The 15,865-nt window shown below is 72.7% G+C and carries 13 protein-coding genes; 10 read left to right on the top strand and 3 right to left on the bottom strand.

Annotated elements, in window-relative coordinates; all coding sequences use genetic code 11:
• Positions 1–20 precede the first annotated feature (20 nt).
• Genes SSP24_RS18080 through SSP24_RS18070 form a run of 3 tightly spaced genes read left to right on the top strand, consistent with a single transcriptional unit; the run spans position 21 to position 2,247 of the window.
• Entirely contained in the window at positions 21–1,097 is a 1,077-nt protein-coding gene (locus SSP24_RS18080; protein WP_141310635.1) for a nitronate monooxygenase, read from the top strand.
• Positions 1,094–1,834, top strand: coding sequence for a 16S rRNA (uracil(1498)-N(3))-methyltransferase (locus SSP24_RS18075; protein ID WP_141310633.1), 741 nt, complete (start codon positions 1,094–1,096; stop codon positions 1,832–1,834). Before SSP24_RS18080 ends, SSP24_RS18075 begins: the two co-directional genes overlap by 4 nt.
• A gap of 20 nt (positions 1,835–1,854) precedes the next feature.
• A complete protein-coding gene (locus SSP24_RS18070; protein ID WP_141310631.1) occupies positions 1,855–2,247 on the top strand; it encodes a VOC family protein in 393 nt (130 codons plus the stop codon).
• On the opposite strand, the gene SSP24_RS18065 is transcribed toward SSP24_RS18070, so the two are convergent.
• A complete protein-coding gene (locus SSP24_RS18065; protein WP_141310630.1) occupies positions 2,189–2,584 on the bottom strand; it encodes a hypothetical protein in 396 nt (131 codons plus the stop codon). The two genes, SSP24_RS18070 and SSP24_RS18065, sit on opposite strands and share 59 nt — an antisense overlap.
• A 183-nt stretch (positions 2,585–2,767) precedes the next feature.
• Here SSP24_RS18065 and SSP24_RS18060 point away from each other — a divergent pair, with 183 nt between their 5' ends.
• The 4 genes from SSP24_RS18060 to SSP24_RS18045 all read left to right on the top strand — a co-directional run bounded on the left by SSP24_RS18060 (position 2,768) and on the right by SSP24_RS18045 (position 8,343).
• Positions 2,768–5,968: a S41 family peptidase gene (locus SSP24_RS18060; RefSeq protein WP_141310628.1), complete on the top strand. Its 3,201-nt coding sequence runs from the start codon at positions 2,768–2,770 to the stop codon at positions 5,966–5,968.
• Positions 5,969–6,067: 99 nt separating this feature from the next.
• Positions 6,068–6,421, top strand: a complete 354-nt coding sequence (locus SSP24_RS18055) for a histidine triad nucleotide-binding protein (RefSeq protein WP_141310626.1) — start codon at positions 6,068–6,070, stop codon at positions 6,419–6,421.
• Positions 6,422–6,427: 6 nt separating this feature from the next.
• Positions 6,428–7,333: a ribonuclease Z gene (locus tag SSP24_RS18050; RefSeq protein WP_141310624.1), complete on the top strand. Its 906-nt coding sequence runs from the start codon at positions 6,428–6,430 to the stop codon at positions 7,331–7,333.
• 20 nt (positions 7,334–7,353) lie between these two features.
• Positions 7,354–8,343, top strand: a complete 990-nt coding sequence (locus SSP24_RS18045; RefSeq protein WP_141310622.1) for an adenosine deaminase — start codon at positions 7,354–7,356, stop codon at positions 8,341–8,343.
• Between the two features lie 15 nt (positions 8,344–8,358).
• Here SSP24_RS18045 and SSP24_RS18040 read toward each other — a convergent pair whose 3' ends face one another.
• Both SSP24_RS18040 and SSP24_RS18035 read right to left on the bottom strand, forming a co-directional pair.
• Complete coding sequence (locus SSP24_RS18040) at positions 8,359–9,543, bottom strand: MFS transporter (RefSeq protein ID WP_141310621.1); 1,185 nt, start codon at positions 9,541–9,543, stop codon at positions 8,359–8,361.
• Positions 9,544–9,730: 187 nt separating this feature from the next.
• Positions 9,731–10,513, bottom strand: a complete 783-nt coding sequence (locus SSP24_RS18035; RefSeq protein WP_141310619.1) for an IclR family transcriptional regulator — start codon at positions 10,511–10,513, stop codon at positions 9,731–9,733.
• A 152-nt stretch (positions 10,514–10,665) separates the two neighbouring features.
• Between SSP24_RS18035 and SSP24_RS18030 the strand changes: the two genes are divergently transcribed.
• From SSP24_RS18030 to SSP24_RS18020, 3 genes are all read left to right on the top strand, one after another.
• Positions 10,666–11,958, top strand: a complete 1,293-nt coding sequence (locus SSP24_RS18030) for a glucarate dehydratase family protein (protein ID WP_141310617.1) — start codon at positions 10,666–10,668, stop codon at positions 11,956–11,958.
• A gap of 62 nt (positions 11,959–12,020) precedes the next feature.
• The gene (locus SSP24_RS18025; protein ID WP_308439639.1) at positions 12,021–13,532 is read left to right on the top strand and encodes an MFS transporter; all 1,512 of its coding nucleotides are present in this window, start codon (positions 12,021–12,023) and stop codon (positions 13,530–13,532) included.
• Between the two features lie 1,181 nt (positions 13,533–14,713).
• Positions 14,714–15,865 carry a carbohydrate kinase family protein gene (locus SSP24_RS18020; RefSeq protein WP_373306727.1) on the top strand — a complete coding sequence of 384 codons (1,152 nt, stop codon included), beginning with the start codon at positions 14,714–14,716 and terminating at the stop codon, positions 15,863–15,865.

Raw genomic sequence — 15,865 nt, 5'->3', positions numbered from 1 at the left:
GGACGTGACAACATGCCGTCATGTCCTCCGCACTGACCGATCTCTTTCCGCTTCCGATCGTGCAGGCCCCCATGGCGGGCGGCGTCTCCGTGCCTCGGCTGGCCGCGGCCGTGTCCGAGGCCGGTGGGCTCGGATTCCTCGCGGCCGGTTACAAGACGGCCGACGGCATGTACCAGGAGATCAAGCAGTTGCGGGGGCTGACCGGCCGCCCCTTCGGCGTGAACCTGTTCATGCCGCAGCCCGAGTATGCCGAGCCCGCCGCCGTCGACGTCTACGCCCAGCAGCTGGCCGGCGAGGCCGCCTGGTACGAGAGCGAGCTCGGCGACCCCGACAGCGGCCGAGACGACGGCTACGACGCCAAGCTCGCGGTGCTGCTGGACAACCCGGTGCCGGTGGTCTCGTTCCACTTCGGCGTCCCGACCCGTGACGTCCTCGACGCGCTCCGCCGGGCCGGAACCCTCACCCTGGTCACCGCCACCACCCCCGACGAGGCCCGAGCCGTCGAGCGGGCGGGCGCGGACGGTGTGATCGTGCAGGGCGTGGAGGCAGGCGGTCACCAGGGCACCCACCGGGACATCCCCGAGAACGACGGCTCGGCCATCGGGCTGCTCTCCCTGCTGGGCCAGATCCGCGAGGCGGTCGGCCTGCCGCTGGTCGCCGCCGGCGGCATCATGCGCGGCAGCCAGATCGCCGCCGCCCTCGCGGCCGGCGCGAGCGCGGCGCAGCTCGGCACGGCGTTCCTCGCCACGCCCGAGTCCGGCGCCAACGCCGTGCACAAGCAGGCCCTGACCAACCCGCTCTTCGTCCGTACGGAACTGACCCGCGCCTTCTCCGGCCGCCCGGCCCGTGGCCTGGTCAACCGTTTCATGCGCGAGCACGGCCCGTACGCCCCCGCCGCCTACCCCGAGATCCACCACCTCACCTCCCCGATCCGCAAGGCCGCCGCGAAGGCGGGCGACGCGCAGGGCATGGCGCTGTGGGCGGGGCAGGGGCACCGGATGGCGCGTGAGCTGCCCGCCGGGCAGCTGGTGGAGGTGCTCGCGGGCGAGCTGGAGGCGGCCAGGACAGCGTTGTCCTCCCGGGGCGGTGCCGGATGACCGCGCCGGTGTTCGTCGTCGAGCACTTCGACGCGGGCGACGCCGGACGGTACGTCCTGGACGGGCCCGAGGGGCGGCACGCGGTCTCCGTGAAGCGGCTGCGGCCCGGTGAGGACGTGGTCCTCACCGACGGGGCCGGGCGCTGGGCGGAGTGCGTGGTCGTCGGCACCGAGGGCAAGGACCGGCTGATCGTCCACATGGACTCGGTGGCCGAGGAGCCGGTGCCGGAACCGCGCATCACGGTCGTCCAGGCGCTGCCCAAGGGCGACCGGGGCGAGCTGGCCGTGGAGACCATGACCGAGGTCGGGGTCGACACGATCGTGCCGTGGGCGGCGGCCCGCTGCATCACGCAGTGGAAGGGCGAGCGCGGCACCAAGGCCCTCGCCAAGTGGCGGGCCACCGCCCGCGAGGCCGGCAAGCAGTCCCGGCGCGTGCGCTTCCCCGAGGTCGCGGACGCGGCGACGAGCAAGCAGGTCGCCGCGCTGCTCGCCGGGGCCGACTTCGCCGCCGTACTGCACGAGAGCGGCGAGGAGCCGCTGGCCGCGGCCGAACTGCCCACCGAGGGCGAGATCGTGCTGGTCGTCGGCCCCGAAGGCGGCGTCTCTCCCGAGGAGTTGGCGCTGTTCACGGACGCCGGGGCGCGGGCCTACCGGCTCGGGCCGACCGTGTTGCGCACCTCGACGGCCGGTACCGCGGCGGCGGCCCTGCTGCTCGGCCGTACCGGACGCTGGTCCTGATCCCCGTGCCGGAGGACGTCATGGAACTCGCCCAAGTCAGGCTCCTGGTCAGCGACTTCGCCGCCTGCTACCGCTTCTACGCCGACGTCCTCGGCCTCAAGCCGCAGTCCGGCGCCACGCAGGGCCCGTACGAGAAGTTCAGCCCCACGACGGGCTCGGCGGGCATCGCGCTCCAGGACCGCTCGACGATGGCCGAACTGCTCGGCGAACTGCACGACACCGCGACGGGCCACCGCTCCCTGGTCGTCCTGCGCGTGGACGACCTGGACACCTACTGCGAACGCATCACGCAGCGCGGCGCGGTCCTCCTGCACGGCCCGGCCCCCATGACGGACCGCATACGCGTCGCCCACCTCAAGGACCCGGAGGGCAACCTGGTGGAACTGCAGGAGTGGCTGCTGCTGCGCGCCTGACCACGACCGCCGGGAACAGCTCCCAGCCGTCCACCTCACCCGCCCCCGGCAGCAGTCCACGCCGGGTCGCCTCGTCGACGAGCGCGCGTACGACGCCGGACTCGCGCAGGTTGAGCAGGTTGCCGTGGCCGTCGGTCACGCAGCCGGAGTACCAGTAGCCGTCGGCGACGTACCGCCCCTCACCGGCCTCGAAGACGATCCGCGTCGCCATCCGGTCGCGGTACAGGTTCAGCACCTCACGGCAGGGCTCGCCGTGCCGGTGAGTGTGGCGGAGGGACCAGAGGTAGGTGGTGCGGTCGTCGACGACGAGTGTCCGAAGCCTGCGGTCGGTGCGCATTTCCCCAACACTAGGACGAAGCGCACCGCTTCGGCGCGGGATTTTTTGAGAGTACCGAGTGGCGTGGGCGGGCTGGTGGCCTGCGAGCCGGGGGCCATGAGTGCTGGCCGGAAGGCAAATAGCAGGTGCGGCAAGTGATCCAAAGCCCTGTGCGCGGGCCCCTGGCCTGCGTAGGGTGAGCTGGTGACACAGTCCGCAGTGCCCGCGTATCTCCGGTTTCCGCATGTCCAGGGCGAGTTGGTGGCCTTCACCGCCGAGGACGACGTCTGGCTCGCGCCCCTCGACGGCGGGCGCGCCTGGCGGGTCAGCGCCGACAACGTGCCGGTGACCCAGCCGCGCATCTCGCCCGACGGTACGACCGTCGCCTGGACCTCCACCCGCGACGGCGCCCCCGAGGTGCACATCGCGCCCGTTGACGGCGGTCCCGCCAAGCGCCTGACCTACTGGGGCAGTTGGACGACCCGGGTACGCGGCTGGACCCCCGACGGGCAGGTCCTCGCCCTCACCACCCACGGCCAGGCCACCCTCCGCCGCACCTGGGCGCACGCCGTCCCACTCGACGGCGGACCCCCGACCAGGCTGCCGTACGGCCCCGTCGGCGGCGTCGCCTACGGCCCGCACACCGTGCTGCTGTCCGCGACGATGGGCCGCGAGGCGGCAGCCTGGAAGCGGTACCGGGGCGGCACGGCGGGCAAGCTGTGGATCGACCGCGACGACAACGGCGAGTTCGTACGCCTGCACGCGGACCTCGACGGGAACATCGAGCACCCGGCCTGGGTGGGCGACCGGATCGCCTTCCTGTCCGACCACGAGGGCACCGGCGCGCTGTACTCCTCCCTCGCCGACGGCTCCGACCTGCGGCGGCACACTCCCCTCGACGGCTTCTACGCCCGGCACGCGGCGAGCGACGGCACCCGTGTCGTGTACTCCTCCGTCGGTGAACTGTGGCTGCTGGACGACCTCGACGGGGCCGAGCCGCGCCGCCTCGACATCCGGCTCGGCGGGCAGCGCACCGACCGGCAGCCGTACCCGGTGAACGCCTCCCGCTGGTTCGGGTCGGCGTCCCCCGACCACACCGCGCGCGGCAGCGCGGTCGCCGTACGCGGCGGCGTGCACTGGGTCACCCACCGTTCCGGCCCGGCTCGCGCGCTGGCCGCCGAACCCGGCGTCCGCGCCCGGCTGCCCCGCACCTTCCGCTCCGAGGGCGAGGAGTGGGTGGTGTGGGTGACGGACGCCGAGGGCGAGGACGCCCTGGAGTTCGCGCCCGCCACCGGCCTGACGCCCGGCTCGATCCCGCGCCGGCTCGCCGCCGGCCGGCTCGGCCGGGTCCTCGGGCTCGCCATGGCCCCCGACGGCAGCCGCGCCGCCGTCGCCTCGCACGACGGACGGCTGCTGCTCGTCGAACGGGAGACCGGCGAGGTGCGCGAGGTCGACCGCAGCGAGCACGGCGACGTGCGCGGGCTGGTCTTCTCGCCCGACTCCGCCTGGCTCGCCTGGTCCCACCCCGGCCCGCGCCCGCTGTGCCAGCTGAAGCTCGCCAACACCACCGACCTGTCGGTCACCGAGGCGACCCCGCTGCGCTTCCAGGACTACGCCCCCGCCTTCACCGCCGACGGCAAGCACCTGGCGTTCCTGTCCAACCGCTCCTTCGACCCCGTCTACGACGAGCACGTCTTCGACCTGGCCTTCGTGGTCGGCGACCGACCGCACCTGATCACGCTGGCCGCGACCACGCCGTCCCCCTTCGGCCCGCAGCGGCACGGCCGTCCCTTCGAGACGCCGGACAAGGACGAGACCCCCGACAGCGAGGGCACGCCGGCCACGCGGATCGACCTCGAAGGGCTCGCCGACCGGATCGTGCCGTTCCCCGTCGAGGCCGGGCGCTACTCCAACCTGCGCGCCGCGAAGGACGGTGTGCTGTGGCTGCGGCACCCCGTCGAGGGCGTCCTCGGCTCCTCCCGGGCCACCCCGGACGACCCCGACCCCAAGACCGAGCTGGAGCGCTACGACCTCGCCCAGCAGCGCCTGGAACACCTCGCGGCCGACGCCGACCACTTCGAGGTGAGCGGGGACGGCAAGCGGGTGCTGCTCTGGACGAGCGACCGGCTGAAGGTCGTACCGAGCGATCGGCGTGCCTCGTCCGACGACGACAGCGACACCAACGTCACCGTCGACCTCACCCGCGTCCGCCAGACGGTCGACCCGTCGGCCGAGTGGCGGCAGATGTACGACGAGACCGGCCGCATCATGCGCGACCACTTCTGGCGCCCGGACATGAACGGCGTCGACTGGGACGCCGTCCTCGACCGCTACCGGCCGGTCCTCGACCGGGTCGCCACCCACGACGACCTGGTGGACCTCCTGTGGGAGGTGCAGGGCGAACTGGGCACCTCGCACGCCTACGTCATTCCGCGCGGCGGACACGGCAACGGAGCCCGGCAGGGACTGCTCGGAGCGGACATCTCCCGGCACCCGGACGGCAGTTGGCGCATCGACCGCGTCCTGCCCTCGGAGACCTCCGACCCCGACGCCCGCTCACCCCTGGCCGCCCCCGGCGTGGCGGTGCGCGCCGGGGACGCGATCGTGGCGGTGGCCGGACGGGCGGTGGACCCGGTGACCGGGCCGGGCCCGCTGCTCGTCGGTACGGCGGACAAGCCGGTCGAGCTGACCATCTCGCCGTCCGGCGGGGGCGAGGTACGGCACGCCGTGGTCGTACCCATCGCGGACGAGGAGCCGCTGCGCTACCACGCGTGGGTCGCGGACCGGCGGGCGTATGTGCACGAGCGGTCCGGCGGACGCCTCGGCTACCTCCACGTGCCGGACATGCAGGCGCCCGGCTGGGCGCAGATCCACCGGGACCTGCGCGTGGAGGTGGGCCGGGAGGGGCTCGTCGTGGACCTCCGGGAGAACCGGGGCGGGCACACCTCCCAGCTGGTGGTGGAGAAGCTGGCCCGGCGGATCGTCGGCTGGGCGGTGCCGCGCGGAATGCGCCCGTACAGCTACCCGCAGGACGCGCCGCGCGGTCCGGTCGTCGCCGTCGCCAACGAGTTCTCCGGATCGGACGGCGACATCGTCAACGCGGCGATCAAGGCACTCGGCCTGGGCCCGGTGGTCGGGGTCCGCACATGGGGCGGCGTGATCGGCATCGACAGCCGCTACCGCCTGATCGACGGCACCCTGGTCACCCAGCCGAAGTACGCCTTCTGGCTGGAGGGCTACGGCTGGGGCGTCGAGAACCACGGCGTGGACCCGGACGTGGAGGTCGTACAACGCCCGCAGGACTACGCGGCAGGCCGAGACGTCCAACTGGACGAGGCGATAAGACTGGCGTTGGAGGCGCTGGAGACCGATCAAGCGAAAACCCCGCCCAGCTTGCCCACCTAAGGGGCGCGGGGAACTGCGCGACCAGCCACAGAAGACCCGCACCCGGCGACGATACGATGCCCCCAGACGCGATCACCCGTTCAACCCCCCGGAGGGACCATGGCAGGGGAGCCGCAGGACGATTGCCTGTTCTGCAAGATCGTCGCCGGAACCATCCCGGCGACGATCGTCCGCGAGACGGACACGACCGTCGCGTTCCGGGACATCAACCCCCAGGCACCCACCCACGTCCTGGTGATCCCCAAGGCGCACTACCCCGACGCCGCCGCCCTCGCCGCCGCCGCGCCTCAGATCGCCGCGGACGTGCTGCGCGAGACCCAGGCGGTCGCCGACGAGGACAAGCTGGAGAGCTACCGCGTCGTCTTCAACAAGGGCCCGGGCGCCGGCCAGACCGTCTGGCACACGCACGCCCACGTCCTGGGCGGCCGCGGCATGGAATGGCCGCCCGGGTAAGTCACCGTGTCCGTACGTGAATTGGTGGTCCTCGGCACCGCCAGCCAGGTCCCGACCCGGCACCGCAACCACAACGGCTACCTGCTGCGCTGGGACGGCGAGGGCATCCTCTTCGACCCCGGCGAGGGCACCCAGCGCCAGATGCTGCGCGCCGGGGTCGCCGCCCACGACATCGACCGGATCTGCGTCACGCACTTCCACGGGGACCACTCGCTGGGCCTCGCCGGAGTCATCCAGCGCATCAACCTCGACCAGGTGCCCCACCCGATCACCGCGCACTACCCCCGCTCCGGGCAGCGCTTCTTCAACCGGCTGCGGTACGCCACCGCCTACCGCGAGACCGTCCAGCTCACGGAGTCCCCGGTGGACCGCGACGGGGCCCTCGCCTCCTCCGGGACCTACACGCTCGAAGCCCGCAAGCTCTCTCACCCCGTCGAGTCCTACGGCTATCGCCTCGTCGAGCCCGACGGGCGCCGCATGCTGCCCGAGCGGCTCGCCGCGCACGGCATCAAGGGCCCCGACGTGGGCCGGATCCAGCGGGAGGGGGCGCTCGGCGGGGTCGCCCTCGAAGAGGTCAGCGAGGTGCGGCGCGGGCAGCGGTTCGCGTTCGTCATGGACACCCGGCTGTGCGACGGCGCGTACGCGCTCGCCGAGGGCTGCGACATGCTCGTCATCGAGTCGACGTTCCTCGACGCGGACGAGGAACTCGCCGTGGAGTTCGGCCACCTGACGGCCGGTCAGGCGGCGCGGGTGGCCAGGGAGAGCGGCGTACGGCATCTCGTGCTCACCCACTTCAGCCAGCGCTACTCGGAGCCGGACGAATTCGAGCGGCAGGCGCGGGCCGCCGGGTTCGAGGGGGAGCTGAGCGTGGCGCACGATCTACTGAGAGTGCCGCTTCCGAAGCGTCGGTGAAACACTCGTACGATGATTTGATGCCCCTCCCGAAAGCCGAACTGCACCTCCACATCGAAGGCACCCTGGAGCCGGAGCTCGCTTTCGAGCTCGCCGGGCGGGGCGGCGTGCGGCTGCCCTACGCGGACACCGACGAGCTGCGCAAGGCGTACCAGTTCGAGGACCTGCAGTCCTTCCTGAACCTGTACTACGAGCTAATGGCCGTACTGCGCACCGAGCGGGACTTCGCGGACCTCGCTAACGCCTACCTCGCCCGGGCCGCCGCGCAGGGCGTGCGGCACGCGGAGATCTTCTTCGACCCGCAGGCGCACCTGTCCCGGGGCGTCGGGATGGACACGGTGGTCCAGGGCCTGTGGCGGGCACTGGAGCACAGCGAGCGCGAGCACGGTGTCTCCACCCAGCTGATCATGTGCTTCCTGCGGGACGAGTCCGCCCAGTCGGCGATGGCGACGCTGGACGCGGCTGAGCCGTATCTGGACCGGATCACCGGGGTCGGGCTGGACTCCGCCGAGGTCGGGCACCCGCCGGTGAAGTTCCGGGAGGTGTACGAGGCCGCTGCCGCCCTCGGGCTGCGGCGGGTGGCGCACGCCGGGGAGGAGGGGCCGCCGGAGTACATCACCGAGGCCCTTGACGTGCTCGGCGTCGAGCGCGTCGACCACGGGCTGCGCTGCATGGAGGACGCGGCGCTGGTGGAGCGGCTGGTGCGGGAGCGGATCCCGCTGACGCTGTGCCCGCTGTCCAACGTCCGGCTGCGCGCCGTCGACGTCCTCGCCGACCATCCCCTGCCCGCCATGCTCGACGCCGGGCTGCTGTGCACGGTCAACTCGGACGACCCGGCCTACTTCGGCGGGTATGTGGGCGACAACTTCGACGCGGTGCGCTCGGCGCTGGGCCTGAGCGAGGAGCGGCTGCGTGAGCTGGCCCGCAACTCCTTCCTCGCGTCCTTCCTCGAGCACGACGAGGAGCGGCGGGCGCGGTATCTCGCGGAGGTGGAGGCGTACGAGTTCTAGGTGCTCGTGGGGTGCTTAAGCGGCCGTCGCCTTGTCGTAGGCAGGTGTCTCCACCGGGATCTCCACCACCGGAAGCGAGCGCCTGCCCGCGCCCAGCGCGACCGCCGTCATCGGCACGGCTATCACCAGCAGCCCGACGGCCAGGACCACGCCCATCGCCGGGAAACCGGCCTGTGCCGACAGCAGGCTGCCGGTCAGCGGGCCCGCCGCCGTGCCCAGCGAGGACGCCGAGCCGACCAGTACTGCCCAGCGGCCGCGCGGGTCGAGGGAGGCGGCGAGGCCGATGACGTACGACAGGACGATCGGGTAGAGCGTGTTCCAGGCGATCTCGCCGGCCGCGAAGGTCGTCAGGTCGGTCGCGGACGCGCTGAGCACGATGCAGCCCGCGATGAGGGCGGTGCCGGCGCCGATGGGGGCGGCGTGCCCGAGGCGTGGGCCGAGGGCTCCGGCGCCGACGACGCCCAGCAGTCCCGCGCCGAGCGCTACGGCGAAGACCGCGCCGACGGTCGCCTCGCCGAGGTGCGCCTGGGTGAGGCCGATCCGGCCGCTGACGCCCCAGAGGGCGTTCTGGGCCATCGACCAGCAGGGCATCGTGGCGGCGAGCAGCAGACCGGAGCGCAGGTGGGGGAGGGACTCGCGGGGGCGGCTCACGGCGAGGGCCGGGGTGCGGCTGTGGAGGCGTGCGGTCAGGGGCCAGACGGCGAGCGCGGTGAGGGCGATCGCGGCCAGCGGGAGGCCGTGGCCGGGGCCGAGGTGCGGGACTGTCAGATAGACGGCCCCGGCGAGGGCGGAGACGCTGAGCAGGCCGAGCGTGGTGACGCGGTGCGGGTCGCTCTGGGCGGCGATCGCGGTGGCGGCGACCGCGGTGGCCGTACCCGATCCGAAGCCGCCGACCATCGCACCGGCGACGACCGCGGGGACGGCGGTGGTGAGGGTGGCGCCGCCGTAACCGAGCACGGCGAGGGCGAGACCGACGCGGGCCAGGGTGCGCGGGCCGAACCGGTCGACGCGGGAGGCCAGCAGAAACCCGGCCGTCGCCGAACTCAACAGCAGCGCACTGCCGATGGCGCCCGCCTGGGTGGCGGAGACGAAAAGCCCGGAGTCCAGCCTGCCGACGACGGTCGGGAGGAGGTACGGGGCGAGGTATCCGGCCGTGAAGAGGGCGACGAGGGGCCAGGGGATGGTGCGGGGGGCGAACACGGGCGTTCCTGGGCATGCGGAAGGGACGGCACAAAAAGGGGGATTGGGCGACGACCGTCGACGGACAGGAACGCGCGGGCAATTTGTATCAAGCGGGGGGAGGGCGACGGGAGGCCGGGCTGGGTGACCTGGGTCACCTTCTGTTTGGGGTTGGCCGAGTCGGGTAGACGAGCGCCCTTCCGAGTGGCTAACGCCAGTGCACGGCCCCGCCCGCCGCAGGCGCCGTCGCTTCGATCTTCGCCCTGATCTCCCGCATCACCGCGACGATCCGCTCCTCGCGCCCCGGCGTCAGCCGGGCCACCGGCACGGAGCAACTGATCGCGTCCTGGGCCGGGTTGTCGTACCGCAGCGCGAAGCCGAAGCCGACGATGCCGAGCACGCCCTCCTCGCGGTCCACCGAGTAGCCGCGTGAGCGCACCTCGGCGAGGTCGGCGACGAGGGACGCGCGGGTGGTGTGGGTGTTGGGGGTGAGCGCCTCGTACGGGCCGTCGGGCAGGTCGGCGTCGGGGCGTTCGGCGAGCAGGGCCTTGCCCAGGGCGCCCACGTGGGCGGGCAGCCGGCGCCCGACCCGGCTGATGGTCCGCAGGTACTCGTGCGACTCGCGGGTCGCCAGATACGCCACGTCCCGGCCGTCCAGCCGCCCCATGTGAATGGTCTCGCCGAGCGCCTCCGACGCCTCGTCGAGATAGGGACGTACGACACGGACGCGCGGGTCGGAGTCGAGGTAGCTGGTGCCGGTGAGCAGCGCGCGGATGCCGATGCCGTACAGGGAGCCGGTGACGTCGGTGCGGACCCAGCCGCGGGCGGCGAGGGTCTGCAGCAGCGCGTACATCGAGCTGCGGGGTACGCCGAGCTCGTCCGCCAGCTCCTGCAGCCGTACCGGACGGTCGCCGCGCGCGGCCAGCAGCTCCAGCAACTCCACCGTACGCGCCGCCGATTTCACCTCGCGGACGCCGCCTGTCTCCGACATGTGCTGATCGTAAGCAGGGCGCAGCCGTTCTGCGTGCTCCCTGAGTGCTCCCTGCGTGGCCGCTGCTGTGCGCGAACCATTGACGGTCGCCGTTCCCCTATCTAATCTCCGTCTTCATACGTGGATGACGTCTACATAGGGAGATGGCCGCCATGGCAAACCTCACCGTCACGGACGTACGACTGACCCCCATCCTGGTCGCCGACCCGCCGCTGCTGAACACGCAGGGCGTCCACCAGCCGTACACGCCCCGGCTGATCGTGGAGGTGGTGACGGCGGACGGCGTGACCGGGGTCGGGGAGACCTACGGGGACACCAAGTACCTGGAGCTGGCGCGGCCCTTCGCGGAGAAGCTGAAGGGACGGCAGGTCAGTGATCTCAACGGCCTCTTCGCCGTCGCCGACGAGGTGGCCGTCGACGCCTCGCGGGTCTCCGAGGCCGTGGACGTCGGTGGGCTGCGCGGGGTACAGACCGCGGACAAGCTGCGGCTGTCCGTCCTCTCCGGCTTCGAGGTGGCCTGTCTCGACGCGCTCGGCAAGTCACTCGGACTGCCCGTGCACGCGCTGCTCGGGGGCAAGGTGCGGGACGCGGTGGAGTACAGCGCGTACCTGTTCTACAAGTGGGCCGAGCACCCGGCCGGGGTCCGGTCCGAGCAGGACGACTGGGGTGCCGCCCTCGACCCCGCCGGGGTCGTGGAGCAGGCGCGGAAGTTCAAGGAGCGGTACGGGTTCTCGTCGTTCAAGCTCAAGGGCGGGGTGTTCCCGCCCGACGAGGAGATCGCGGCCGTACGGGCGCTGGCGCAGGCCTTTCCCGGGCATCCCCTGCGGCTCGACCCCAACGGGGCCTGGTCCGTGGGCACGTCGGTCAAGGTGGCCGAGGAACTCGGTGACGTCCTGGAGTACCTGGAGGACCCGGCGCTCGGCACACCCGCCATGGCCGAGGTCGCCGAGCGGACCGGCGTCCCGCTCGCCACCAACATGTGCGTGACGACGTTCGCCGAGATCAAGGAGGCGTTCACCCAGGGCGCCGTCCAGGTCGTCCTCTCCGACCACCACTACTGGGGCGGGCTGCGCAACACCCAGCAACTCGCCGCCATCTGCCGGACCTTCGGCGTCGGGGTGTCCATGCACTCCAACACCCACCTGGGGATCAGCCTGGCCGCGATGACCCACGTGGCGGCCACCGTCCCCAACCTCCACCACGCCTGCGACTCCCACTACCCCTGGCAGTCCGAGGACGTGCTCACCGAGCGGCTGGTCTTCGAGAACGGTTCCGTGCGGGTCCCGGACGCCCCCGGCCTGGGCGTCGAACTCGACCGCGACCGGCTCGCCCTCCTGCACCGGCGCTGGCTGGACGACGACGGCACACTGCGCGACCGCGACGACGCGGCCGCGATGCGGATCGCCGACCCGGAGTGGGCCACCCCTGCCATGCCCCGCTGGTAACCCCCTTCCCCTGCCCACGATCGGAGCCGCTCGTGTCCGCAGCAGTACCCGAAGCCTCTGGAGTGCACCCGCCCGCCGTCCAGTCCGCCGTCCGCAAGATCTTCCGCCGCGTGGTCCCCCTCTTCTTCGTGATGTTCGTCGCGAACTACATGGACCGCGTCAACCTCGGCTTCGCCCAGGACGAACTCCGCGCCGACGTCGGGCTGTCCGCCGCCGCGTTCGGGCTCGGCGCCGGGATCTTCTTCATCGCGTACGCCCTCTTCGAAGTCCCCTCCAACATGCTGATGGAGCGCTACGGCGCCAAGGTCTGGCTCACCCGGATCATGATCAGCTGGGGTGTCGTGGCGACCGCGATGGCGTTCGTGAACAGCGTGGAGATGTTCTACGCCCTGCGCTTCCTGCTCGGCGTCGCGGAGGCGGGCTTCTTCCCCGCCGTCATCTACTACTTCTCCCGCTGGCTGCCCGACTCCCACCGCGGCCGGGCCACATCCATCTTCCTGATGGGCTCCGGCACGGCGACGGTGATCGTCGGCCCGATCTCCGGTGCGTTGATGGAGATGCACGGGGTGTGGGGTCACGCCGGCTGGCAGTGGATGTTCTTCATCGAGGGCATCTTCTCCGTCGTGCTGGGCTTCGTCGTCTACCGGTTCCTGGACTCCGGCATCGAGAAGGCGAGCTGGCTGACGGAGGAGGAGAAGTCCGGCCTGGTCGCCGTCATCGACGCGGAGCAGGACGCCCGTGCCGCCGAGCGCGGCACCAGCGCCCATGTCTCGCGCTGGAAGCTGCTCGCCGATCCGCAGATGCTGCTCTTCCTGTGGATCTACTTCGCGATCAACGTGGCGTTGTACGCGGTGACCTTCTGGCTGCCGTCGATCGTGGCCGACATCGGCGGGCTGAGCGACTTCCAGGTGGGGCTGCTGACGTCCGTGCCGTGGCTGTGCGCGATCGCCGCGGTGTATGTCAGCGGGCGGATCTCCGACCGGATCGGCAAGCGGCGGCCGATCCTGATGGCGCTGCTGGTGCTGGGCGGTTGCGGCACGCTGCTCGCGGTCTTCGTCTCGCCGTGGGTGGGGTTGGGCGCGCTGTGCCTGGCGGCGATGGGCTTCAAGCCGGCGTCGCCGATCTTCTGGACCATCCCGCAGAGTTACCTGGACGCCCGCGCCGCCGCCCCCGGAATCGCCCTGATCAACTCCATCGGCAACCTCGGCGGGTTCGTCGCCCCGACCGCCTTCGGCCTCATCGAGGACACGACCGGCTCGACCAAGGGCGGCCTGATCGGCTTGACGGTGGTCGGCTTCCTGGCGGCGGCGAGTGTGCTGCTGGTGCGGGGCGGCGGGCGGAACGACCGGGTACGGGGGCGGACGACGGCCGCGGTGACACCGACGTCGTCGCCGGGTGCTGTGGGGTCGGGTGCGGTGGGGTCGGGTCCGGGTGCGGCGCGGTCGGGTCGGGGTGCGGTGCGGGGTGCGGTGCGGGGTGCGGCGCGGTCGGGTCCGGGTGCGGTGCGGGGTGGGGCGCGGTCGGGTCGGGAGTCGTCGCCGGGCGGTGTGCGATCCGGTCCGGTGACGGCCTGATGGCCGACCGGTACGGCGACCTGTCGTGGCCGTTACGGCGAGCCGAGACAACCTGACGCGACGGTCCGCGGGGGCCTGATGCGGGGCCCGAGTGGGCCTGACTACGGCGGCCGCACGGGTGCGCCTGATGACGGCGGTCGCGAGGGCTTGATACGCGGCCGCCGCTAGGTCTGGCGGGGCATGCGCGCACGCCTACGTGGGGTCCGCACGGGGCGTGATGGTCGGCGCCTGGCGGTGCACGCAGCCTCGCGGACGCTCCGCGTGGGGTTCGCGCGTGGCGTGACGGTCGGCGCCTGGCGGGGCACGCGCGCACACCCACATGAGATCCGCACGCGGCGTGACAGTCGGCGCCTGGCGGGAGACGCGGCCTCGCGGACGCCCCACGTGGGGTCCGCACCCGGTCTGACGGCCGACGTCTGGCGGGGCACGTGGCCTCGCACGTCCTACATGGGGTCCGCAAGCTGAGTGATGGTCGGCGCCTGGCGGGGCACGTGGCCTCGTGCACGTTCTATGTGCGGTCCGCACCCGGTCTGACGGTCGGCGTCTGGCGGGGCGCGCGGCCTTGCGCATGCCCCACGTGGGACCCCCACCCGGTCTGACGGTTGGCGCCTGGCGGGACACGCAGCCTCGTGCACGTCCCGCGTGGGGTCCGCACGCGGCGTGAAGGTTGGCGCCTGGCGGAGCCCACGCGCGCACGCTCCGCGTGGGCTCCGCACGCGGGATGGTCGGCGCCTGGCGGGGCACGCGGCCTCGCGGACGCCCCGCGTGGGGTCCGTACCCGGTCTGACGGCCGACGTCTGGCGGGGGCACGCGGCCTTGCGCACGTCCTATGTGCGGTCCGCACGCGGAGTGATGGTCGGCGCCTGGGGACACGCAGCCTCGCGCACGCTCCACGTGGGACCCGCACCCGGAGTGACGGTCGCGCCTCGCGGAGCACGCGGCCTCACGCACGCCCCACGCAGCGCCGACACCCGGCCTGACGGCCGGACCGCCCGTGCCAGGCCCGACCACCCAGCCCCGCCGCACGCCGCCCCGCACAGGACGTCGCGGCCTCCACGAACCCCGCCTCCCGCCCAGGCCCGACACTCAGCCCCGCACGCCCGACGCAGCCCTCACCGTGCCACCGCCGTCAGTCACGTGGTGCACACTGGCCAGGTCAGCACCACCGCAGGGAGCGCACTGTGACCGCGTCCACCGGAGAGGGGCCGCAGCCCACCGCGATGGCGGTACCGGCCATCCGTGAGGGTCGGTACTGCCACGCCCACGTCGACCCCCTGGCCGCCCTGCGCGGGCAGGGCGAGCCGCCCTGGGACGTCTATCTCACCGGCACCGTCTTCCTCGACATCATCTTCACCGGCCTCGACTCCGCCCCGGTGCGCGGCACCGAGTCCTGGGCGCGCGGAATGGGCTCCAGCCCCGGCGGCGTCGCCAACATGGCGACCGCGCTGTCCCGCCTCGGCCTGAAGACGTCCCTCGCGGCGGCCTTCGGCGACGACCACTACGGCGACTACTGCTGGGACGCCCTGGAGCAGGGCGAGGGCATCGACCTCACCCCGTCGCGCACGGTGCGCGGCTGGCACTCGCCGGTCACCGTCTCGATGGCGTACGAGGGCGAGCGCACGATGGTCTCCCACGGCCACGAGCCGCCCCCCGAGGAACCCGCCCCCGACTGCCCCCCACGCGCGCGTGCCGCCGTCGCCTCACTCGTCCCCGGCAAACGCGCCCCCTGGATCGCGCAGGCCGCGAGCAAGGGCACCCGCATCTTCGCCGACGTCGGCTGGGACGACACCGGCGCCTGGGACCTGGCGGCCCTCGCCGACCTCCAGCACTGCGAGGCGTTCCTTCCCAACGCCGAGGAGGCGATGCGCTACACCGGCACCACCTGCCCCCGCGCCGCCGCGCACGCCCTCACCGAACACGTACCGCTCGCGGTGGTCACCCTCGGCGCGGAGGGCGCCTACGCCGTGGACCGCCGCACCGACGAGAGCGCCGAGGTCCCGGCGATCGCGGTCGAGGCCCTGGACCCCACCGGCGCGGGAGACGTCTTCGTGGCCGGCTTCGTCACCGGCACCCTGGCCGGCTGGCCCCTCGCCGACCGCCTCGCCTTCGCCGGCCTCACGGCCGCCCTGTCCGTCCAGGAATTCGGCGGCTCCCTCTCGGCGCCCGGCTGGTCCGAGATCGGCGCCTGGTGGCGCAAGGTCCAGTCGTACGACGACCAGGACCCCGCGGCCCTGCGCCGGTACGCCTTCCTGGAAGACCTCATCCCCGCCACGGCCCGCCCCTGGCCCCTGCGCCGCGCGGTCCCGACAATCGGCTTCCGCCGTTACGCCTGA

The organism is Streptomyces spinoverrucosus, assembly GCF_006539505.1.
In the GTDB taxonomy this organism is placed as follows: domain Bacteria; phylum Actinomycetota; class Actinomycetes; order Streptomycetales; family Streptomycetaceae; genus Streptomyces; species Streptomyces spinoverrucosus.
The sequence above is the reverse complement of the archived record's forward strand: the minus strand, read 5'-3'. Positions and strand labels throughout refer to the sequence as shown.

Excerpts from the sequence above, each read along its gene's own strand:
- SSP24_RS18075 (WP_141310633.1), top strand. The coding sequence starts at position 1,094 with ATGACCGCGCCGGTGTTCGTCGTCGAGCACTTCGACGCGGGCGACGCC.
- SSP24_RS18030 (WP_141310617.1), top strand. The coding sequence starts at position 10,666 with ATGGCAAACCTCACCGTCACGGACGTACGACTGACCCCCATCCTGGTC.
- SSP24_RS18080 (WP_141310635.1), top strand. The coding sequence starts at position 21 with ATGTCCTCCGCACTGACCGATCTCTTTCCGCTTCCGATCGTGCAGGCC.
- SSP24_RS18035 (WP_141310619.1), bottom strand. The coding sequence starts at position 10,513 with ATGTCGGAGACAGGCGGCGTCCGCGAGGTGAAATCGGCGGCGCGTACG.
- SSP24_RS18065 (WP_141310630.1), bottom strand. The coding sequence starts at position 2,584 with ATGCGCACCGACCGCAGGCTTCGGACACTCGTCGTCGACGACCGCACC.
- SSP24_RS18070 (WP_141310631.1), top strand. The coding sequence starts at position 1,855 with ATGGAACTCGCCCAAGTCAGGCTCCTGGTCAGCGACTTCGCCGCCTGC.
- SSP24_RS18055 (WP_141310626.1), top strand. The coding sequence starts at position 6,068 with ATGGCAGGGGAGCCGCAGGACGATTGCCTGTTCTGCAAGATCGTCGCC.
- SSP24_RS18045 (WP_141310622.1), top strand. The coding sequence starts at position 7,354 with ATGCCCCTCCCGAAAGCCGAACTGCACCTCCACATCGAAGGCACCCTG.